Origin of the sequence: Arthrobacter sp. StoSoilB20, from assembly GCF_019977295.1 — a bacterium.
In the GTDB taxonomy this organism is placed as follows: Bacteria; Actinomycetota; Actinomycetes; order Actinomycetales; family Micrococcaceae; genus Arthrobacter; species Arthrobacter nicotinovorans_A.
Genome location: NZ_AP024651.1, coordinates 1,868,291 through 1,888,642 on the forward strand (window position 1 = coordinate 1,868,291; position 20,352 = coordinate 1,888,642).

Consider the following 20,352-nt stretch of genomic DNA (forward strand, 5'->3'; position numbering starts at 1 on the left):
AGGAGAATCCCATGACCTCTCAACGAGGAGAGTCGGCAGTAGCTGCCAAACCTGGACGCAAGGGGCTCGACAAGTCGCACTACCTGTACATCGCGGTGATCCTGGCCGTTGTACTCGGCGCCGTGGTCGGCCTGGTGTTCCCCGAGGTTGGCAAGTCACTGAAGCCACTCGGCGACGGTTTCATCAAGCTCATCAAAATGATGATCGCGCCGGTCATTTTCTGCACCATCGTCCTGGGCATCGGCTCCATTGCCAAAGCTGCCACCGTTGGCAAGGTAGGCGGCCTCGCACTGGGCTACTTCGTGGCCATGTCAACGTTCGCCCTGGCCATCGGCCTGGTGGTGGGCAACCTCATCCACCCGGGCGAGGGGCTCAAGCTGACCCCCTACGATCCAAACAAGAAAGCTGACACCAACAGCACGGTGGACTTCCTCCTGGGAATCATCCCCGGCGACATCCCAGTCCTTCCCACCCTGCTTGCCGCGATCCTGGTCGGGTTCGCCTTGCAGAAGATGGGCAAGCAGGGAGCCCCCATCCTCACTGCGATCGGCCACGGGCAGCGCCTTGTTTTCCGCATCCTCATCATGATCATGTGGCTGGCTCCAGTCGGCGCTTTCGGCGCCATTGCCGCCGTCGTCGGTGCCACCGGCGCCCAGGCGATCCTGAGCATGTTCACCCTGATGCTGGCCTTCTACATCACCTGTGCGCTGTTCATCGTTGTCATTCTGGGAACCCTGCTCCGGGCAGTGGCCGGCGTCAACATCTTCCGGCTCATGAAGTACCTGGCCCGCGAGTACCTCCTGATCTTCTCCACATCCTCTTCCGAGGCTGCACTGCCCCGCCTGATCGCCAAGATGGAACACCTGGGTGTCTCCAAGCCGGTAGTCGGCGTCACCGTTCCTACGGGTTACTCCTTCAACCTCGATGGCACGGCGATCTACCTGACCATGGCCTCCCTCTTTGTCGCCAACGCCATGGGCACGCCGCTGGACCTCGGCGCGCAGATCTCGCTCCTGGTCTTCATGATCATCGCTTCCAAGGGAGCCGCCGGCGTAACGGGAGCAGGCCTGGCAACCCTGGCTGCCGGACTCCAGGCCCACAAGCCCGAACTCCTTGGCGGCGTAGGCATGATCGTGGGAATCGACCGCTTCATGTCAGAAGCCCGGGCCCTGACCAACTTCACCGGCAACGCAGTGGCGACAGTCCTGATCGGTACCTGGGTGAAGGAAATCGACAACGGCCAGGTAGAGCGGGTCCTCTCCGGCAATGAGCCCTTCGATGAGCAGACCATGATCGCCCACGGCGGCGAAGAAGAGGCCGGTCCCGAAGCTGAAACGCGCGAAAAGGCCACGGTCTGACGCCAACGTGAACAAAGTGGAGCAATAGCACCGAAGGCCGGCACCTCCCCAGGTGCCGGCCTTCGGTTTTCCCCGGCCGGGAGGTGCGGGCAAAGTGAACCTTCGACCTCAGCTAGAGGGTCAAGGCTCACGGAGGGGACAAAGTCAAGTTCCCCAAATAACCGTGTCGGGCGCTGTAGCCTAGGTGGGTAGTAGCGCTGTAGCTGGGGGCCAGCGGCAGGGAAGATCGTCGTCGAAAGAGTGGTTAGATACGTGAGCATCGAACGGGGAACAGCTACGCTGGGAGGCGCCGGGCTCGATCTGGAAGACGCCATCATGGGGCCAACAGGCCGCCCTCACCGCGAATTTCCAGAACCTGCCCCGCTTGCTTCCCATGGCCCGGCGAGAGTCATCGCCATGGTCAACCAGAAGGGTGGCGTGGGTAAAACCACCTCCACCATCAACCTCGCTGCGGCGCTCGCAGAGTTCGGCCGGCGTGTCCTGCTGGTGGATTTCGATCCCCAGGGTGCGCTCTCCGCCGGACTGGGTGCCAACCCGCACGAGCTGGACCTCACCGTGTACAACGTGCTGATGGACCGCAAGGTCAGTATTCGTGACGCCATCCAGCAGACCGGCGTCGAGGGCGTTGACCTCCTGCCGGCCAACATCGATCTCTCCGCCGCAGAAGTCCAGCTGGTCAACGAGGTTGCCCGTGAGCAGGTACTGGACCGCGCGCTCAAGAGCGTGGAGGACGATTACGACGTCGTCCTGATCGACTGCCAGCCGTCCCTGGGGCTGTTGACCGTGAACGCATTGACTGCAGCCCACGGTGTCATCATTCCGTTGATTTGCGAGTTCTTCGCTTTGAGGGCGGTGGCCCTCCTGGTCGAAACCATTGAAAAGGTCCAGGACCGCCTCAACCCGAGGCTGCAGGTGGACGGTGTCCTGGCCACCATGTACGACGCCCGCACCCTCCACAGCCGCGAAGTGATTTCACGCCTCGTCGAAGCCTTCGGCGACAAGGTCTTCGAGACCGTCATCAAGCGCTCCATCAAGTTCGCTGATGCAACCGTGGCCGCCGAGCCCATCACCAGTTATGCGGGCAACCACATCGGTGCCGACGCCTACCGCCGGCTTGCCAAAGAATTGATCTCGCGCGGCGGCGCGCCCTAGCCTGCGGTGGGACCGTCACTCGCACCGCCCACGGCAGCGGACGTTGCACCGGCCGCGGAAGCGCCCGACGCCGGCACCTCCGAGGTTCGCAAACCGGGCTTTGAGGTGCGGCTGGCCAACTTCACGGGCCCCTTTGATCTCCTGCTGGGCCTGATTTCCAAGCACAAGATGGACATCACGGAAGTGGCTTTGGCCACAGTTACCGATGAATTCATCAAGTACATCCGCCGGCTGCAGAAGCTGGGGGAGGACTGGGCTTTGGACGAGGCCAGCGAGTTCCTGGTCATCGCAGCAACACTGCTGGATCTCAAGGCCGCCCGCTTGCTGCCGTCCGGGGAAGTCGAGGACGCCGAGGACATAGCGCTGCTTGAGGCCAGGGACCTTCTTTTCGCCCGCCTTCTGCAGTACAAGGCCTTCAAGCACATTGCCGGGGTCATGGGCGAAACCTTGGAACAGGAAGCCCGTCGATACCCGCGCCAAGTAGCCCTGGAGGGGCACTTCGCCGCGCTGCTGCCGGAGCTCGTGTGGAGACACACCCCCGGGCAGTTCGCCGAACTCGCCGCCAAAGCGCTCAAACCCAAGGATGCGGCACCGGAGGAGGTCGGCCTCGGCCATCTGCACGCTCCGCCGGTGAGTGTCAGGGAGCAGGCCGAGATCATGGGCTACCGGTTGAAGCTTGGTGCGCCCTTGTCCTTTCAGGCGCTGATAGCTGATGCCGAGACCACTCTTGTAGTGGTGGCACGCTTCCTTGCATTGTTGGAAATGTTTCGCGACCGCGTGGTGGCTTTCGAGCAACCCGAACCCCTGGCGGAATTAACCGTTCGCTGGACGGGGGACGACGCCGAATGGGACAGTTCCAGCCTGAGCGAAGAGTATGAGACCGGCGTGGGGCCGGACAACGGGGAGAGCAGCAGTGAGTGAGCAGGAAATGGACCACGATGGCCTGGCGGAGCTGGAACGGCTGCCCGGTGGTGCCCGGGCAGCCCTGGAAGCTGTGTTGATGGTCATTGATGAGCCGGCAACCTCGGAGGAGCTGGCTGCCGGGCTCAACGTGACCGTGTCCGTCGTCGAGGATTTGCTGCATGACCTGCAGCGGGAGTATAGCGGCTATACTGTTAAAGCCCCGGACGTGGATGCTGTCGGCTTTGCCGATGCCAGCACTGCACCCCGGGGTTTTGAATTGCGGAATGTCGCCGGCGGGTGGCGCATCTATTCACGGTCGGATTTCGCCGACATCGTGGGCAGGTTCGTGCTCGAAGGCCAGACCACCAGGCTCACTCAGGCAGCGCTTGAAACCCTGGCGGTCATCGCCTACCGGCAACCGGTCTCCAGGGCCCGGGTATCTGCCATTCGCGGCGTCAACGTCGATTCGGTGGTCCGGACCCTCACCCAACGGGGTTTGATAGAGGACTCCGGAAACGATCCCGAATCCGGGGCTGTCCTGTACCGGACAACCTCGTACTTCCTGGAACGGATGGGCATCGGCTCAGTGGCTGAACTTCCACAGCTTTCGCCGCACCTTCCGGGCCTGGAAGGGATCGACGAACACTACGACGCCAGCCGGATGTAGCCCAGGGGCCAAATCCGGCGCCGCAAGAAGAATTTCATATGGATTCACGGCACCTTCAAGGTGCACAGCGACAAAGGGCAGACGATGTCTGCCCGGCTGGCTAGTGTTGGTTTCAGCACAGAAAGCCGGCCATTACTACACAAGGACGGGTCATGACACAGGCGGGACGCCAGAGTTCACCACGTAACGGTTCGGGGCGCAACAGCTCCGGACGCAATGAGGCCAAGGGCGGCACCGGCCGCTCCAACGCCGGCGGCTTTTCCGGCCGTGGCGGCAGCGCCGGCGCCGGAAAGCGCAACTTCAACCAGGGCGAGGGCCGCCCCTTCAAGGCTTCGAAGCCGCGCGAAGCGGCACCCTTCGATCCCGACAATCCCACAACGGCGGGCGACTACGACCGCGGCCAGGCCGCCAGGCCTGCAAAACCCTTCCGTAAGCCAGGCTCCAACAAGCCCGGCTTCGGCAAAGCGCCCGGGACTCCCGGTGCACTGAAGCCCAAGGCCAAGCCGGCCAGGCAGTACGGCTCCAAGGCGTTCGGCAGCGAACGGTTCGGCCAGAACCTGGGACCGATCCGCAAGCCGGGACGCAACCGCGGTCCGCGCCAGGAAGTGCCGCAGTCGGACCTCCACGATGTCGACGGCGTACGCCTGCAGAAGGTCATGGCCCAAGCCGGCGTGGCCTCGCGGCGCGTGTGCGAGGAAATGATCCTCGAGGGACGCGTCGAGGTTGACGGCGTGGTGACCACCGAGCTCGGCATGCGCGTGGACCCCACCTCGGCCGTGATCCACGTTGATGGCATCAGGATCCAGCTGGACGAAACCCTCGTCTACATGGTCTTCAACAAGCCCAAGGGCGTAGTTTCCACCATGGAAGACCCCGAAGGCCGCCCCTGCATCAGCGACTTCCTGAAGAACAACAAGAACAAGGGCGAACGCCTGTTCCACGTTGGCCGCCTCGATGTCGCCACTGAGGGGCTGCTGCTGCTGACGAACGACGGCGAACTGGCCAACCGCTTGACGCATCCTTCCTATGAGGTGCCCAAGACGTACTTGGTCCAGGTGCGTGGCCCGTTCCCGCAAGGCGTGGGCGCGAAGCTGAAAAACGGCGTCGAGCTCGAAGACGGTGTTGCCGCAGTGGATTCCTTCCGCCTGGTGGACTCCACCCCGGGACACGTCCTGATCGAGGTTGTCCTCCACTCCGGAAAGAACCGCATTGTGCGCCGTATGTTCGACGCCGTCGGTTTCCCGGTGGAACGCCTTGTCCGTGTCAAGGTTGGTCCCATCGGCCTGGGCGACCAGCGCCAGGGCAGCATCCGCAACCTCGGCAGGCAGGAAGTCGGACACCTCCTGGCATCTGTAGGGCTCTAGGGCATGTCGGCATTCGGTACGCACGGCCGGGGTCATCTCGATGGCCCGGTCGTCGTTCTCGGTACTGGTCTCCTGGGCGCCAGCATCGGCCTTGGCCTGCGCGGACGCGGAGTTCCAGTCTTCCTCTCTGATCCTTCGCCCACCAACCAGGCGGTCGCGGTGGACATCGGAGCGGGGCAGCCGCTTGCAGGGTTGGACGAACAGCCCCAGCTGGTGGTTGTCGCGGCTCCGCCGGACGTAACCGCCGACGTCGTGCAGAAAGCGCTGGCGGACTACCCGTCCGCCGTCGTGGTGGATATCGCGAGCGTCAAAGCGACCATTCAGGCGCAGTTGCTGGAGCGTGGCGTGGACATGTCCCGCTATGTGGGGACCCACCCCATGGCCGGCCGCGAGAAGTCAGGACCGGTAGCTGCCCGGGGTGAGCTGTTCACCTCCATGCCGTGGGTTCTGTGCCCATCCGGGGAAACCTCGGACGCCGCACTGCAAACGGCCCGATCGCTGGCCGTGGACCTGGGCGGAATCGTTTCCCAGTTCACCGCGGACGAGCACGACGAAGCCGTGGCCTTGGTATCGCATTTGCCACAGGTCATGTCTTCGCTGTTGGCCAGCCGGCTGCAAGGCACACCGTTGCATGCGTTGTCCCTTGCCGGTAACGGACTCCGGGACACCACCCGCATCGCCGCCAGCGATCCCACCCTTTGGGTGCAGATCCTGGGAGGCAATGCGGAGAAGGTGGTTTCGATCCTGCATGGCGTCCGCGAAGACCTGAACCGGCTGATTGGAACGCTGGAAGAACCTTTGGCGCCCGGTGCCCGGCTGGATCTTGCCCAGCTGATCAGTGAGGGCAATGCAGGCCAGGCGAGGATCCCGGGCAAGCACGGCGGACCTCCGCAGGCGTACTCGTGGCTCACCATCCTGGTGGACGACAAACCGGGTCAGATCGCCCACCTCCTGACGGAGATCGGCGAGATTGGCGTGAACGTCGAAGACCTCCGGCTCGACCATTCGTCGGGACAAAACGTGGGCATGGTGGAGCTCTCCGTGCTTCCCAGCAAGCACGACCTCCTTGTTGAAGCTTTGACTGACCGTGGATGGCGGGTACTCCAGTAATGACGCGAGAATTTTTTGGCCCCGAGACGGTTGCCCGTCCGGGAAAGCCGTTGGTCATTGCCATCGACGGACCTTCCGGTTCGGGCAAGTCCAGTGTCAGCAAGGAAGTTGCCCGGCGCTTGAAGCTGGCGTATCTGGATACGGGCGCGATGTACCGTGCCCTGACGTGGTACTGCCTCAAGACCGGCGTTGACCTCCGGGACGGCGCGGCCGTGGAGCAGGCTTCCAAGGCCATGCCGTTGGAGATCAGCACCACCACGGCTACGGAGTATGTGGCCGTGGATGGTACGGACGTCACGGACGAAATCCGGGACCCGTTGATTTCCTCCTCGGTCAGCGCCGTTGCCACGACTCTCGGTGCCCGCACCGAGCTCATCCGCCGCCAACGCGAACTGATCGACCAGCACCACCACCGCATGGTGGTCGAAGGGCGCGACATCACCACCGTCGTCGTCCCCAATGCCGAGGTGCGCATGCTCCTGACCGCCAGCGAGGAAGCCCGCCTCCGGCGCAGGGGCATCCAGTTGGGTGGTACGCAAAGCAAAGAGCAGTTGGAAGCCCAGGTTATTCAGCGCGACGCCAAGGATTCCACGGTAGTGAACTTCAGCCAGGCCGCTGATGGCGTGGTGACGCTCGATTCCTCGGACCTGAATTTTGAGGAGACAGTGGACACCGCCTTGGCGATCGTCAGCAAGGTCATCTATGGCGACTAAGGAGCACGGGCTTCCAGCCCGGTGGACCAAAGTGTGGAGCCGGCCCATTGGTTGGTTCATCGATCACGTCCTGTATCGGACCGTCGTTTCCGGCAAGGGCAACGTTCCCGCCGGCGGACCGGTGATCTTCGCTGCCAACCACATCAGCTTCCTCGATGGTCCGGTGATGTTCGGAGCATCACCGCGCCCCATGCATATCCTCGTCAAGAAGGAAATGTTCAAGGGCTTCCTCGGCTCCGTCCTGCGGGGATCCGGACAGATTCCGGTGGACCGAACGGGGGATCGCTCCGCCCTGCATCTGGGCAAGCAACTGCTCGACGACGGCCGTTGCGTCGGGATCCTTCCCGAAGGCACGCGGGGGAGCGGCACGGCCGGCAGCATCAGCAACGGTGTTGCGTGGCTCGCCATCAACTCCGGAGCAACAGTCATACCGGTCGCCATCCTCGGAACCCGCCAGGGCGACGAGCACCGCGACCATATACCCAGACCACGCCGGAAGCTCCACGTGAGCTTCGGCGAACCCATCACGGTGAAGCGCCGGAAGGGCGAACCGGGGCGTGTTTCAATGGACAGGGCGGCTGCGGAAATCCGTGAAGCCCTGGCCGATCACGTCCAGGACGCCATCCGGGCCACAGGACAGGGCCTTCCCGAGGATCCTGCGCCCGGAGAATCCACTCCGCAGCACCGCCATACAGCAGTAGCCGGGACGCCGGCAGACCACCACTAAGGAAAGTGCAATGAGCGATACGACTCAAAAATCCGGCCTCCACGGAGCCGGCGACGACGAATACACGCCCACCGGCACCGACCAGGTGGCTGAAAACCTGGCTGCCCTGGACGATGACGAGGCCGAGCTCCGCGCGGCCACCCTCCGGGCCGGCCTGGACGACTACGAACTCGATGAAGAAGACGCCGCGCTTCTCAGCGGTGAATACGGAGACGAAGGCGACGAAGGCCCCCTCAAGCTGGACCCGGTGCTGGCCATCATCGGCCGCCCCAACGTGGGTAAGTCCACGTTGGTCAACCGCATCCTGGGCCGCCGTGAAGCCGTTGTGGAAGACACTCCCGGTGTTACCCGCGACCGTGTCATGTACTCAGCCCGCTGGAACGGCCGCAACTTCACCCTGGTTGATACCGGGGGATGGGAACATGACGCCAAGGGCATCCATGCCCGCGTCGCCGAGCAGGCTGAGATGGCCGTTGAGCTTGCTGACGCCGTTCTCTTCGTGGTGGACTCCGCCGTTGGAGCCACGGCCACGGACGAGGGCGTCATGAAGATGCTCCGCAAGAGCAAGAAGCCGGTCATCATGGTGGCCAACAAGGTGGACGACTTTGCCCAGGAAGCCGACTCCGCAACCCTGTGGGGTTTGGGCTTCGGCGAACCGTACCCGGTTTCGGCACTGCACGGACGTGGCGTTGCCGACCTCCTGGACCACGTTATGGATACCCTTCCCGAGTACTCCCTGGTGGAAGGCGTCGAACGCTCCGGCGGTCCGCGGCGTATCGCTTTGATCGGCCGCCCGAACGTTGGCAAGTCCTCGCTGCTGAACAAGCTTGCCGGCTCTGAGCGCGTTGTAGTGGATCCTCTGGCAGGCACCACGCGTGACCCCGTTGACGAATTCATCGAGCTTGGTGACCGTACCTGGCGTTTCGTGGACACCGCCGGTATCCGCCGTCGCCAGCACATGGCACAGGGTGCGGACTTCTACGCCTCCCTCCGGACGCAGGCCGCGCTCGAAAAGGCGGAGGTCGCCGTCGTGCTTCTTGCTGTTGATGAAGTCCTCAGCGAGCAGGATGTCCGAATCCTGCAGCTGGCCATCGAATCCGGCCGTGCGCTGGTCCTGGCCTTCAACAAGTGGGACCTGCTGGACGACGAACGCCGCCGCTACCTCGAACGTGAAATCGAGCAGGACCTGGCGCACGTTGAATGGGCGCCGCGCGTCAACATCTCAGCCAAGACCGGCTGGCACAAGGACCGTTTGGTTCCTGCGCTGGATATCGCGCTGGAAAGCTGGGACCGCCGCATCCCCACGGGACGCCTCAACGCGTTCCTGGGCGAGCTGGTTGCAGCCCACCCGCACCCGGTCCGTGGTGGCAAGCAGCCGCGCATTCTCTTCGGCACGCAGGCATCCAGCCGTCCGCCGAAGTTTGTGCTCTTCACCACCGGGTTCCTGGATCCCGGATACCGCCGCTTCATCACGCGTCGCCTTCGCGAAACGTTCGGCTTCGAGGGCACGCCCATCGAGGTCAACATGCGCGTTCGCGAAAAGCGTGGCAAGAAGCGCTAAGTGAGACGGGCATCACAGCCCACTTTGGCTGTGATGGCGTCTCCGACCTCCAACTTCGTGTAAGCTTTTGGAGGTGGTTCGGCCGGACTGCTTAGGTGGGACTCTTCGGAGGAAAGCTTAGGCGGAGAACGGTGGAACCAGCGGGCTGTAGCGCAGCTTGGTAGCGCACTTGACTGGGGGTCAAGGGGTCGCAGGTTCAAATCCTGTCAGCCCGACAATGAAGGACCGGAATCACGCGGAAACGCGGGATTCCGGTCCTTTCTTGTATCCCGCCCTGTTGGTTCCACCCGCCGCGTGGCGCCGGGTGGAACGCTTGGTCCGTGTGCCGGTCAGACCCTCTGAAGCGCGCCGAGCGCCCTGACCAGTGGTTCAAGTTCCGGCACGGACTCCGCGGCCTCGAGGGCGGCGCCGAGCGTGTGATCGTGCACCGGCTTGGCGGCCTCAAGAAGCTTCTGTCCGTTCGGTGTCAGTTCGGTGTAGATGCCGCGGCGGTCATCGGCACACAGGATCCGGTTGAGCAGGCCGCGGTCCTCGAGGCGGTTGACCAGGCGGGTGGTCGCACTGCTGGACAGGGCCGTGGCCCGGGCCAGTTGCTGCATCCGCATATGCCAGCCGTCCTGGCGGCTCAGTGCGTCCAGCACCGTGTATTCCACTACTGACAGGTCACTTGAGGCCTGGAGTGCCTTCTCCAATGCGGCTTCGATGCTTCCGTGCAGGGCAGCAAGGGTCCGCCAACCCTGCGCCCGTACTTCAACGGCGTCATCCTTGATGCCCATGTTTGCTGTGCTCCTGCCTTGATGTCGTGTAGATGGAGACATCTCCAAAGGTAGTTGCTTGCGCAAGTATCTAGCGTGTGCAACTATATATGGAGCGTCTGCAACTATTATTCTACGGTTCCCGGCGACGCACTTCCACCTCACCGCGGAACCGCATCATTTGAAGGAGCTCCACATGCCCGCAGGGTTGATTGCCCTTGCCCTCGGCGGATTCGGCATCGGACTGACCGAATTCGTGATCATGGGCCTCTTGCCCGAAGTGGCTGCCGACTTTCAGGTCAGCGAAGCTTCTGCCGGCTGGTTCATCTCCGGCTATGCCCTCAGCGTCACTGTCGGTGCCCTCCTGGTCACCGCCGCCGTCACCAGGCTGCCGAGGAAGCCGGTCCTCATCGGCCTCCTCGTGCTGTTCATTGCCGGCAACTTCCTCTCAGCCATCGCGGACAGCTACTCGGCCATGCTCCTCGGACGCATAGTGGCCGCCCTCTGCCACGGTGCCTTCTTCGGCATAGGTTCGGTGGTTGCTGCCAGCCTGGTTCCGGCCCACAAGAAGGCCGGAGCGATCGCCATCATGTTCACCGGCCTCACCGCAGCAAACGTACTGGGCGTTCCCTTTGGAACGCTCCTGGGCCAGAACTTCGGGTGGCGTTCGACCTTCTGGGCGATCACCGCAATCGGCGTCATAGCTCTGATCGGCATTGCGCTGATGGTTCCCAAGGCCTCCACGGAGCCCACCAAGGGCCTTCGCAGTGAACTCGGTGCCTTCAAGTCCGGCCAGGTATGGCTGTCCATCACCGTGACAGTCCTCGGTTTCGGCGGCATGTTCGGTGCTTTCACGTACATCGCCTTCACACTGACGGAAGTCTCCGGTTTCGACTCCGGTGCTGTGCCCTGGCTCCTGGTGCTCTTTGGCGGCGGCCTTTTCGTGGGCAACTTCCTGGGTGGCAAGGCAGCGGACAAGGCCCTTGACGCCTCGCTCATCGTCATTCTCGCCGGACTGGTGGCGGTGCTGGTCTTCTTTGCGCTCACCGCGTCCAACAGCATTGCCACGCTGGTCTCGCTTGCGCTCATGGGCGGTTTCGGCTTCGCCACGGTACCCGGACTCCAGATGCGTGTGATGCATTTCGCCTCGACGGCACCGACGTTGGCGTCGGGTGCAAACATTGGCGCCTTCAATTTGGGCAATGCCCTTGGAGCGTGGCTCGGCGGCGTCACCATCACAGCAGGCCTCGGCTACACCTCGCCCATCTGGGCAGGTGCCGGTATTACCGCCGCTGCGTTGTTGGTCATGGTCTATGCTGCCGCCGCCGCAAAGCGTCGGGAAGCTGCGGCACCTGCTGGAACGCCCGACGTCGAACGCGAACCGCGCGCGGCCAGCGTCGCCTGATTCCGGCAACAGAAAAAAAGAAGCCCGCCACGGATTCCTCCGTGGCGGGCTTCCTGCGTCCGGTGGGCTTAGGCGTCCGGCCCATGGCCCTGCGTTTCCGATGCTGCTGCCGTCTGCGCGGCCTTGACGCGCTGGTTCTCTGCTTGCTTCAACGCCTTCATCTGCTTGCCCCGACGACGCCACAAAGCCCACAGAACCGTAACAGCGATGAAGACCACTACCGCTGCAACAGCCGAAATGGCTGTCCAGGTTGTAAAGAAGCCCGCGTCAACGCTCAACGTCCGCTGGCCGGCATGAGCTGATTCCGTGGCTCCAAAGGCGATGCCCGCCGTCAGGAGGTTCGGGGTGGCAATGGCGACAGCCACCAGGAGGATGACGATCTTCCACGGCCAGGTGACTGCCTTGCGGGTAGCCTGCCAAGCAACAAGGAGGGGAATAAAGGTGAAGACAAATCCATAGAACATACCCACCAGGACACTGGCCCCAAGGTCCCGCTTGATCTGCCCGGCAATGACATCTGACCACCAACGGGGGAGTATGGCCCCCAGAATAAAGAAGGCAGCCACAGCGACAAGCAATGCCACCAGGATCAGGATTATTTTGGCGCCCCAATTGCGCTTTTTCCGAGCTGGTACTTGTGCTTGTTCAGTCATGGGTCAATCATGGCAGAGACCCCCTTGGGCGCAGGGGAAATGTGCCTATACTTTCAGCGGTGGCCACCTGCATAGGCCGCCGTCGAGGTTCGTCATTGTCCCGATGAAAGGCCACCCGTGAGCAATATTCCAGAAGAACTTTCCTATACCGCGGAGCACGAATGGGTTACCGCTCCCGATGCCGAAGGCGTTGTGCGGATTGGCATCACCGATTTCGCGCAGGACGCCCTGGGTGACGTCGTCTATGCCCAGATGCCCGAGCCCGGGACAAAGGTCACCGGCAATGAAGTGGTGGGGGAAGTTGAGTCCACCAAGAGCGTCAGTGATATTTACGCGCCGGTGAGCGGGGAGGTCACTAATCGCAATGACGCGTTGGACACCGATCCCGCGCTGATTAACTCCGATCCCTACGGCGAAGGGTGGCTCATTGAGGTCAAGCTCGCAGAAGCAGATGCAGTGGATTCCCTGCTCAGTGCATCAGAGTACGAACAACAGGTAGGCTAAAGTTATCTGGCCCGCCAAGCTGAATTTCCTTAACGGGAAAAGCGCGACGGCGGGCCAGCAACCGATTTGCCCGGCGGTACCGGGATGCGGAAGTGGCTGGCAGGTTTTGGAACTGCCGGCAGATGAGGAGGAAATTCCATGGTTGGCGGCGAACAGAACCAAGCCAATGTCGGGAACGGCGCGGAGGAACAGCCCACGTCGGAGACCACCTCGATCAGCATCACGCCAACGTGGGACGAGCCAAGCATCGCTCCCAAGCTGGCCCCTGAAGAGCGTGCATCCGTGGAAGCACTTCCGCCCAACTCGGCCTTGCTCATTGCCCACAGCGGGCCCAACGCCGGCGCACGGTTCCTTTTGGATGCCGACACCACCACTGCGGGGCGGCACCCTGATGCGGACATCTTCCTTGATGACGTCACGGTGTCCCGCAAGCACGTCCAGTTCCTTCGGACGGCCACCGGATTCGAACTGGTGGACATGGGCAGCCTCAACGGAACATACGTCAACCACGATCGCGTGGACCGTGTGCAGTTGAAGAGCGGCAACGAGGTCCAGATCGGCAAGTTCCGGTTGACCTACTACATGAGCCCTGTCCGCGCAGCAGGCCAAGTCTGACGGGGTCCTGCCTTTGGCTATCGCCCAGCCTGACCGCCGTGGACCGCAGGTCCTTAACATTGGGGAAGTCCTCGCCCAGCTGAGTGACGACTTCCCGGGGATGACTGCGTCCAAGATCCGCTTCCTGGAGGAAAAGGGGCTCATCAATCCCAAGCGGACCGCTGCAGGTTACAGGCAATATGCGGACAGCGACGTCGAGCGCCTCCGTTTTGTCCTCGCATTGCAGCGCGATCAGTACCTCCCGCTGAAAGTCATCAAGGATTACCTTGACGCCATCGACCGCGGAGAGCGCCCGGAGAACCTGCCACCCGGGGTAACAGTTGCTCCCAAAGCTGTCTCGGCCGGAATGGCTGCCGAGGTGCAGGGGAGGGCCCGGGCACTGACCGAGGAGCAATTGCGTTCTGAGTCCGGTGCCAGCGTGCCCTTGCTGGAGTCCCTCCTGAGTTTCGGACTGATCAGCCATGTCGGTGGGCGCTTCGATGAACACGCCCTCCAAGTGGCGCGGGCCTGCGTTCAATTGGAAGGGCACGGGCTCGAGCCCCGGCACCTGCGTCCCTTCCAGGCTGCCGCAGAACGTGAATTCGGTTTGGTGGAGCGGGCCGTAGCGCCCCTGACATCCCGCCGGGACGCAGCTTCCCAAGCGCGCGCAGCAGAAGCTGCCCGTGAGATCAGCGAGCTCTGCCTGACACTTCACAGGGCCCTCGTCCACGATCGCATCTCCCGGATGGACAGCTGATGATCGAAGTCGAAATCGTTGGCGTCCGCATAGAACTGCCGTCCAACCAGCCCTTGGTGCTTCTTCGGGAGCTCAATGGGGAACGGCACGTGCCCATTTGGATCGGAACCCCTGAGGCCAGTGCCATCGCTTTGGCCCAGCAAGGGGTGGTCCCTCCGCGGCCCATGACACACGATCTCCTGGTCGATGTTGTCGAATCACTGGGTCATTCGATCATCAGCGTCAATATCGTGGCCGTTGAGGACAACATCTTCTATGGACAACTGCAGTTCGACGACGGCACGGTAGTCAGTTCCCGGGCTTCGGATGCGCTGGCGCTGGCGCTGCGTGCAAAATGTCGTATCTGGTGCGCGGACGCCGTGATGGAAGAAGCCGGCGTCCGAATCACCGAACACGACGAAGGCGAGGACTCCGAGCCGGATCCCAGCGTGGACGAAGAGCGCGAAATGCGCCGGTTCCGTGAGTTCCTGGACGACGTCGAACCCGAAGACTTCGAAGGTTGAGAGACCCTAAGCCTAAAGTTGAGGGTGAAACTTTCGACACGACGTGAAATTGGGGCCAAGGTCTTTGACCTCGGCCCCCGACGGGCCTAACGTCGAAGGTATCAAGTTCCCGTTGCATACACTGCCCGCGCAAGTCACACTGGAAGGTGCGGACTTGTGGGAATTACACTGCTGCATTTCAGTGTTGTGCCAGAGTATGCACCGTCCCCAAGGGAACTGAGAACAAGGAGGTCACGTGAGTCCGAAAGGCGAAGCAGGCGAGCTGAAGCAGGCCTCGACCGGCATTGCTGCGCCCGCATCCGGCGCCCAAGGTTTGCTCTTCACAGAGGACCTTCCTGTGCTGGACGAGGACGCGGGTTACCGCGGCCCCACTGCTTGCAAAGCCGCGGGTATCACCTACCGCCAGCTCGACTATTGGGCTCGAACGGGCCTGGTGGAGCCCGCAGTTCGCGGCGCGGCCGGATCAGGTTCCCAGCGGCTCTACGGATTCCGCGACATCCTGGTTCTCAAAGTGGTCAAGCGGCTCCTTGATACTGGTGTTTCCCTGCAGCAGATCCGAACTGCCGTTGAACACCTGCGCGAGCGTGGCGTTGAGGACCTTGCCCAGATCACTCTGATGAGCGATGGCGCGAGTGTCTATGAATGTACTTCGGCTGATGAAGTCATTGACTTGGTGCAGGGCGGACAGGGCGTCTTCGGCATCGCCGTTGGACGTGTATGGCGGGAAGTCGAGGGAAGCCTGGCCGCACTTCCGAGTGAACACGCTGTAGAGCAGTCCTTTCCCGACGACGAACTGAGCAAGCGCCGCGTGGCCCGCCGGATCGGCTGAGACCGGGCACCCAAACACAACTTTTATGAGAAGAGCCTCTTCCCTTGTGGGGAAGGGGCTTTTTCTGTCGGCAGGGGCGCCTGTAGCTAAGCGAGCGGCTCGGGCCCAATCAGCCGGCTCACTTCAGCCGGGTCCTCTTCAGCGGGGCCCATCTCAGCCGGGCTGATTCAGGCGGGCTGATTCAGCCCTGACGATCCAGCCCCGACTGGTTGGGTCAGCGCTGGCGGCGGTCCCGCGTGGAAGGTTGCCCTGCCAGGAGGCTCTGCAGCAGTGCATCGAACAGTTTGGCGGAGTTCTTGGCGGAATCTCCCGGCCAATGGTGAACGGAGTGGGCTGCGCCTTGGATCTGCTGCCAGTTGGCCTGTTCAGGAATGTGGGGGGTCAGCAGCAGCTCACCGAACATGGACTCCATTTCCGCCAAGCGGAACGTGTGCTCGGCGGATCCGGTGCGTACCCGGTTGGCTACGATGCCCGCGGGTGCCAGGTTGGGGGCGAACTCCTGCCGGAAGAGTTGGATGGCCCGCATGGTGCGTTCGGTGCCGGCAACGGAAAACAGTCCGGGTTCAGCCACCAGCACCACACGGTCGCTGGCGCTCCACGCCATGCGCGTCAAACCATTCAGGGACGGCGGGCAGTCGACCAGGACGAGTTCATAGGCGGTGGTTCCGGACAGAACTGCTGAAAGCCTGCGGAGGTCGCGGCGTCCCAGATCCGGGCGGTCATAGATTCCGGTGAAGGCGGAGCCCACTGCGACGTCCAGGGTGCCGTCGCTGGAACCGTTGGATACCCAACTGCTGCCTGCGACGTTTTCCTGGATCCGGGCTTTCCGGGGGCTTTTCAGCATCCGGCCGATGTCGAGCTGCCCACCGGGCTGGACGCCCAGGGCCGTAGTGGCGTCGGCGTGGGGATCGAGATCCACCACCAGGGTGGGAATGCCGGCGGCGAGGGCCGCGGACGCCAGACCAGTGGTCACGGAAGTCTTTCCCACTCCACCTTTGAGGCTGCTGATGCTGACTACTTGCACTTGAAAACCCAAAACCTAACGCCGGTTGCCGTATCGCGCTGATTCGGCTCCGGAACCGCCGGAGCCGGGGCTCGCCGAAGCCCCCTGAACATCATATGGTGCTTCCGGGCTGAAACCCGCTTTCTACGCGCCAGGGCGCAGGAGGCAACCCTTGCTATTAGCACGCTGTCCGATCGCGCGCACGCATATACAGCCCACATGACGATTCCTTTGTGATGGTTGCCACAAAGATTTGTGTTTGATGCTGGCGGCACTACACACTGTGACCACCGACCGATCCACCCGCAATGATGCAGGAGAAGTATGTTTTCGAAAATTCTGGTGGCCAATCGCGGAGAAATCGCGATCAGGGCGTTTCGCGCTGGTTATGAACTTGGCGCCAAGACCGTAGCCGTCTTTCCGCACGAGGACCGTAACTCGATCCACCGGCAGAAGGCCGATGAAGCTTACCTGATCGGGGAGGTGGGCCATCCCGTCCGCGCCTACCTGGACGTGGAGGAGGTTGTCCGCGTCGCCAAGGAAGCCGGCGCAGACGCCATCTACCCCGGCTACGGATTCCTCTCCGAGAACCCCGACCTCGCCCGCGCAGCGAAGGCAGCAGGAATCACTTTCGTGGGCCCGCCCGCGGAAGTGCTCGAACTCGCCGGCAACAAGGTTGCGGCCTTGGAAGCAGCCCGCAAAGCCGGCGTGCCCGTCCTGAAGTCGAGTAAGCCGTCCAAGGACCTTGACGAGCTCATCGCGGCTGCGGACGACATTGGGTTCCCTATCTTTGCCAAGGCCGTTGCCGGTGGCGGCGGACGTGGCATGCGCCGCGTTGAGACGCGTGAAGCACTGCCTGAGGCATTGCAGTCCGCCATGCGCGAGGCTGACGCCGCGTTCGGCGATCCCACCATGTTCCTTGAGCAGGCCGTCCTGCGTCCCCGGCACATCGAAGTGCAGATCCTGGCCGACGCCGAGGGTAATGTCATGCACCTCTTCGAGCGCGACTGTTCACTGCAGCGCCGCCACCAGAAGGTCGTGGAAATTGCTCCGGCGCCGAACCTGGATGAGAACATCCGCCAGGCGCTCTACCGTGACGCCGTTGCTTTCGCGAAGGCGCTTAATTACGTCAACGCTGGAACTGTGGAGTTCCTGGTGGACACCGAGGGTGAGCGTGCGGGCCAGCACGTGTTCATCGAGATGAACCCCCGTATCCAGGTGGAGCACACTGTCACCGAGGAAATCACGGACGTGGACCTGGTGCAGGCGCAGATGCGCATTGCCTCGGGGGAGACACTGGCGGACCTTGGCCTGAGCCAGGAGACCGTCTCCATCAAGGGCGCGGCACTGCAGTGCCGTATCACCACCGAAGATCCCGCCAACGGGTTCCGTCCGGACGTCGGAAAGATCACCGGTTACCGTTCTGCCGGCGGTGCCGGTGTCAGGCTCGACGGCGGTACGGTTTACTCCGGCGCGGAGATCAGCCCGCACTTTGACTCCATGCTGGTCAAGTTGACCTGCCGCGGCCGGGACTACCCGGCAGCCGTGGCCCGCGCCCGCCGTGGCCTCGCCGAGTTCCGCATCCGCGGTGTTTCCACCAACATCCCCTTCCTTCAGGCTGTCCTGGCCGATCCGGACTTCAACGCCGGCAACGTGGCTACTGACTTCATTGACAAGCGTCCGGAGCTGCTGAAGTCGCACATCTCCGCTGACCGGGGAACCAAGCTGCTGACCTGGTTGGCCGAGGTGACGGTGAACAAGCCGAACGGCGAGCTGACGGTCCACTCGGACCCGGCCAGCAAGCTGCCGGCAATCGAAGGCCCGGTTCCCACCACGGGTTCGCGCCAGAAGTTGAGGGAACTGGGGCCGGAAGGCTTCGCCAAGGCCCTTCGCGAGCAGCAGGCCCTGGCTGTCACGGACACCACATTCCGTGATGCACACCAGTCGCTCCTGGCCACCCGCGTGCGCACCCGCGACCTCGTTGCGGCAGGGCCCGCTGTGACGGCCCTGATGCCGGAGCTGTTGTCGGTGGAAGCCTGGGGCGGTGCCACGTACGACGTCGCTTTGCGTTTCCTTGGTGAGGACCCCTGGGACCGCTTGGCTGCGCTGCGCCAGGCACTTCCGAACACCTGCCTCCAAATGCTCCTGCGCGGGCGCAACACTGTTGGGTACACGCCGTACCCGGAAGAAGTGACTGAGGCTTTCGTCAATGAAGCCGCAGCGACCGGCATCGACATTTTCCGTATCTTCGATGCCCTCAACGATGTGAACCAGATGGCTCCGGCCATCCGGGCGGTGCGGGCCACCGGAACCGCTGTTGCAGAAGTGGCGCTGTGCTACACGGGCAACCTCCTTGACCCCAACGAGGACCTGTACACGCTGGACTACTACCTCGACCTGGCACAGAGGATCGTCGACGCCGGTGCGCACATCCTGGCCATCAAGGACATGGCGGGCCTGCTGCGTCCGGCTGCGGCCACCAAGCTGGTGACGGCGCTGCGCGAGCGTTTCGACCTGCCGGTCCACCTTCACACGCACGACACCGCGGGCGGGCAGCTTGCTACCCTGTTGGCCGCCGTCGACGCCGGTGTGGATGCTGTTGACGTCGCTGCTGCATCCCTTGCCGGGACCACCAGCCAGCCCGCCGCTTCGGCGCTGGTGGCTGCCCTGGCCAACACGCCGCGCGATACCGGCCTTAGCCTGGCCAATGTCGGTGCCATGGAGCCCTATTGGGAAGCTGTTCGACGGGTCTACGCTCCCTTCGAATCCGGCCTGCCGGGTCCCACAGGGCGTGTTTACCAGCACGAAATCCCCGGCGGTCAGCTGTCCAACCTTCGCCAGCAAGCCATTGCCCTGGGGTTGGGGGAGCAGTTTGAAGCCATCGAGGATATGTACACCGCTGCCGACCGGATCCTGGGCCGGCTGGTCAAGGTGACGCCTTCTTCCAAGGTGGTGGGTGACCTCGCCTTGCACCTGGTCGGTTTGAACGCTGATCCCGCGGACTTCAACGAGAACCCGCAGAACTACGACATCCCGGACTCCGTCATTGGCTTCCTGTCCGGCGAACTTGGAGATCCTCCGGGAGGCTGGCCTGAGCCGTTCCGTACCAAGGCGCTGCAGGGCCGAAGCGTCAAGGTCCGCGATGTGGAGATCAGCGCCGAGGACAGTGCTGCACTCAAGGGTGATTCCAAGACGCGCCAGCACACACTGAACCGCTTGCTGTTCGCCGGTCCCACCAAGGACTACCTGAAGAGCGTGGAGACGTACGGCAACATTTCGGTGCTGGACACCCGTGATTACCTCTACGGTTTCCAGCAGGGTTCAGAGCACGTCATTGAGCTGGAAAAGGGCGTCCGCCTCATTGCCCAGCTGGAGGCTGTGTCCGAAGCCGACGAAAAGGGCATGCGCACAGTGATGTGTACGCTCAACGGCCAGTCCCGCCCGGTGGTTGTCCGCGACCGCTCGGTGGTCAGCAACGTCAAAGCTGCGGAGAAGGCGGACCCGTCCCAGCCTGGCCAGGTTGCAGCCCCGTTCGCGGGTGCCGTAACTGTCACGGCCAAAGCCGGTGACGTGGTCAACGCAGGCGATACCGTTGCCACCATTGAGGCGATGAAGATGGAAGCATCCATCACGACGCCGGTAGCCGGTACGGTTTCACGCCTTGCGATTTCATCAGTGGAACAGGTTCAGGGCGGCGACTTGCTGCTGGTGATCGGCTGATAATCCGACCATAAAAGAACCCCGTCCGGAAACTTCCGGACGGGGTACTTTTTTGTGCTGGTACTGGGGTGGTG

General features: G+C 62.9%; 19 protein-coding genes and 1 tRNA gene. 17 read left to right on the forward strand and 3 right to left on the reverse strand.

Annotation, left to right across the window (positions count from 1 at the left end; all coding sequences use genetic code 11):
• The first annotated feature begins 11 nt into the window (after nt 1-11).
• The 10 genes from LDN85_RS08420 (at nt 12) to LDN85_RS08465 (ending at nt 9,770) form a co-directional block, all read left to right on the forward strand.
• A complete protein-coding gene (locus tag LDN85_RS08420; RefSeq protein ID WP_091554397.1) occupies nt 12-1,358 on the forward strand; it encodes a cation:dicarboxylase symporter family transporter in 1,347 nt (448 codons plus the stop codon).
• Nucleotides 1,359-1,610: 252 nt separating this feature from the next.
• Complete coding sequence (locus LDN85_RS08425) at nt 1,611-2,510, forward strand: AAA family ATPase (protein WP_223945112.1); 900 nt, start codon at nt 1,611-1,613, stop codon at nt 2,508-2,510.
• A gap of 6 nt (nt 2,511-2,516) precedes the next feature.
• Entirely contained in the window at nt 2,517-3,431 is a 915-nt protein-coding gene (locus LDN85_RS08430; protein ID WP_026542469.1) for a ScpA family protein, read from the forward strand.
• A 7-nt stretch (nt 3,432-3,438) separates the two neighbouring features.
• The gene (locus LDN85_RS08435) at nt 3,439-4,080 is read left to right on the forward strand and encodes an SMC-Scp complex subunit ScpB (protein ID WP_175493521.1); all 642 of its coding nucleotides are present in this window, start codon (nt 3,439-3,441) and stop codon (nt 4,078-4,080) included.
• 152 nt (nt 4,081-4,232) lie between these two features.
• Nucleotides 4,233-5,444, forward strand: coding sequence for a pseudouridine synthase (locus tag LDN85_RS08440; RefSeq protein ID WP_223945113.1), 1,212 nt, complete (start codon nt 4,233-4,235; stop codon nt 5,442-5,444).
• A gap of 3 nt (nt 5,445-5,447) precedes the next feature.
• Nucleotides 5,448-6,554 (forward strand): prephenate dehydrogenase, encoded by a 1,107-nt coding sequence (locus tag LDN85_RS08445; RefSeq protein WP_223945114.1) that lies wholly within the window; start codon nt 5,448-5,450, stop codon nt 6,552-6,554.
• A complete protein-coding gene (gene cmk / locus LDN85_RS08450) occupies nt 6,554-7,267 on the forward strand; it encodes a (d)CMP kinase (protein ID WP_223945115.1) in 714 nt (237 codons plus the stop codon). Before LDN85_RS08445 ends, cmk begins: the two co-directional genes overlap by 1 nt.
• On the forward strand, nt 7,257-7,994 hold the full coding sequence (locus tag LDN85_RS08455; RefSeq protein ID WP_051421029.1) for a lysophospholipid acyltransferase family protein: 738 nt from the start codon (nt 7,257-7,259) through the stop codon (nt 7,992-7,994). The genes cmk and LDN85_RS08455 overlap by 11 nt, the downstream gene beginning before the upstream one ends.
• 10 nt (nt 7,995-8,004) lie before the next feature.
• Nucleotides 8,005-9,555, forward strand: a complete 1,551-nt coding sequence (gene der / locus LDN85_RS08460) for a ribosome biogenesis GTPase Der (protein WP_026542475.1) — start codon at nt 8,005-8,007, stop codon at nt 9,553-9,555.
• Nucleotides 9,556-9,696: 141 nt separating this feature from the next.
• A tRNA-Pro gene (locus LDN85_RS08465) sits at nt 9,697-9,770 on the forward strand.
• A 114-nt stretch (nt 9,771-9,884) separates the two neighbouring features.
• Here the strand turns inward: LDN85_RS08465 and LDN85_RS08470 are convergent.
• A complete protein-coding gene (locus LDN85_RS08470; RefSeq protein WP_026542476.1) occupies nt 9,885-10,331 on the reverse strand; it encodes a MarR family transcriptional regulator in 447 nt (148 codons plus the stop codon).
• Nucleotides 10,332-10,506: 175 nt separating this feature from the next.
• On the opposite strand from LDN85_RS08470, the gene LDN85_RS08475 reads away from it, so the two are divergent.
• The gene (locus LDN85_RS08475; RefSeq protein WP_026542477.1) at nt 10,507-11,715 is read left to right on the forward strand and encodes an MFS transporter; all 1,209 of its coding nucleotides are present in this window, start codon (nt 10,507-10,509) and stop codon (nt 11,713-11,715) included.
• A gap of 68 nt (nt 11,716-11,783) precedes the next feature.
• On the opposite strand, the gene LDN85_RS08480 is transcribed toward LDN85_RS08475, so the two are convergent.
• Nucleotides 11,784-12,368, reverse strand: a complete 585-nt coding sequence (locus tag LDN85_RS08480) for a hypothetical protein (RefSeq protein WP_026548569.1) — start codon at nt 12,366-12,368, stop codon at nt 11,784-11,786.
• A gap of 117 nt (nt 12,369-12,485) precedes the next feature.
• On the opposite strand from LDN85_RS08480, the gene gcvH reads away from it, so the two are divergent.
• The 5 genes from gcvH to LDN85_RS08505 all read left to right on the forward strand — a co-directional run bounded on the left by gcvH (nt 12,486) and on the right by LDN85_RS08505 (nt 15,555).
• The gene (gene gcvH / locus LDN85_RS08485; RefSeq protein WP_223945116.1) at nt 12,486-12,872 is read left to right on the forward strand and encodes a glycine cleavage system protein GcvH; all 387 of its coding nucleotides are present in this window, start codon (nt 12,486-12,488) and stop codon (nt 12,870-12,872) included.
• Between the two features lie 138 nt (nt 12,873-13,010).
• Nucleotides 13,011-13,487, forward strand: coding sequence for an FHA domain-containing protein (locus LDN85_RS08490; protein ID WP_026542480.1), 477 nt, complete (start codon nt 13,011-13,013; stop codon nt 13,485-13,487).
• Between the two features lie 19 nt (nt 13,488-13,506).
• On the forward strand, nt 13,507-14,223 hold the full coding sequence (locus LDN85_RS08495) for a MerR family transcriptional regulator (RefSeq protein ID WP_026542481.1): 717 nt from the start codon (nt 13,507-13,509) through the stop codon (nt 14,221-14,223).
• On the forward strand, nt 14,223-14,726 hold the full coding sequence (locus tag LDN85_RS08500) for a bifunctional nuclease family protein (protein ID WP_026548570.1): 504 nt from the start codon (nt 14,223-14,225) through the stop codon (nt 14,724-14,726). The genes LDN85_RS08495 and LDN85_RS08500 overlap by 1 nt, the downstream gene beginning before the upstream one ends.
• Before the next feature lie 235 nt (nt 14,727-14,961).
• On the forward strand, nt 14,962-15,555 hold the full coding sequence (locus LDN85_RS08505) for a MerR family transcriptional regulator (RefSeq protein ID WP_026542483.1): 594 nt from the start codon (nt 14,962-14,964) through the stop codon (nt 15,553-15,555).
• A 214-nt stretch (nt 15,556-15,769) separates the two neighbouring features.
• On the opposite strand, the gene LDN85_RS08510 is transcribed toward LDN85_RS08505, so the two are convergent.
• Complete coding sequence (locus LDN85_RS08510; RefSeq protein ID WP_026542484.1) at nt 15,770-16,579, reverse strand: ParA family protein; 810 nt, start codon at nt 16,577-16,579, stop codon at nt 15,770-15,772.
• Between the two features lie 303 nt (nt 16,580-16,882).
• Between LDN85_RS08510 and LDN85_RS08515 the strand changes: the two genes are divergently transcribed.
• Nucleotides 16,883-20,278 carry a pyruvate carboxylase gene (locus LDN85_RS08515; protein WP_026542485.1) on the forward strand — a complete coding sequence of 1,132 codons (3,396 nt, stop codon included), beginning with the start codon at nt 16,883-16,885 and terminating at the stop codon, nt 20,276-20,278.
• The last annotated feature ends 74 nt before the right edge of the window (nt 20,279-20,352 follow it).

What these genes read in the sequence shown, in the direction of transcription:
- LDN85_RS08420 (WP_091554397.1), top strand. Translation starts at nt 12, where the DNA reads ATGACCTCTCAACGAGGAGAGTCGGCAGTAGCTGCCAAACCTGGACGC.
- LDN85_RS08435 (WP_175493521.1), top strand. Translation starts at nt 3,439, where the DNA reads ATGGACCACGATGGCCTGGCGGAGCTGGAACGGCTGCCCGGTGGTGCC.
- LDN85_RS08440 (WP_223945113.1), top strand. Translation starts at nt 4,233, where the DNA reads ATGACACAGGCGGGACGCCAGAGTTCACCACGTAACGGTTCGGGGCGC.
- LDN85_RS08445 (WP_223945114.1), top strand. Translation starts at nt 5,448, where the DNA reads ATGTCGGCATTCGGTACGCACGGCCGGGGTCATCTCGATGGCCCGGTC.
- cmk (WP_223945115.1), top strand. Translation starts at nt 6,554, where the DNA reads ATGACGCGAGAATTTTTTGGCCCCGAGACGGTTGCCCGTCCGGGAAAG.
- LDN85_RS08455 (WP_051421029.1), top strand. Translation starts at nt 7,257, where the DNA reads ATGGCGACTAAGGAGCACGGGCTTCCAGCCCGGTGGACCAAAGTGTGG.
- der (WP_026542475.1), top strand. Translation starts at nt 8,005, where the DNA reads ATGAGCGATACGACTCAAAAATCCGGCCTCCACGGAGCCGGCGACGAC.
- LDN85_RS08470 (WP_026542476.1), bottom strand. Translation starts at nt 10,331, where the DNA reads ATGGGCATCAAGGATGACGCCGTTGAAGTACGGGCGCAGGGTTGGCGG.
- LDN85_RS08475 (WP_026542477.1), top strand. Translation starts at nt 10,507, where the DNA reads ATGCCCGCAGGGTTGATTGCCCTTGCCCTCGGCGGATTCGGCATCGGA.
- LDN85_RS08480 (WP_026548569.1), bottom strand. Translation starts at nt 12,368, where the DNA reads ATGACTGAACAAGCACAAGTACCAGCTCGGAAAAAGCGCAATTGGGGC.
- LDN85_RS08490 (WP_026542480.1), top strand. Translation starts at nt 13,011, where the DNA reads ATGGTTGGCGGCGAACAGAACCAAGCCAATGTCGGGAACGGCGCGGAG.
- LDN85_RS08500 (WP_026548570.1), top strand. Translation starts at nt 14,223, where the DNA reads ATGATCGAAGTCGAAATCGTTGGCGTCCGCATAGAACTGCCGTCCAAC.
- LDN85_RS08515 (WP_026542485.1), top strand. Translation starts at nt 16,883, where the DNA reads ATGTTTTCGAAAATTCTGGTGGCCAATCGCGGAGAAATCGCGATCAGG.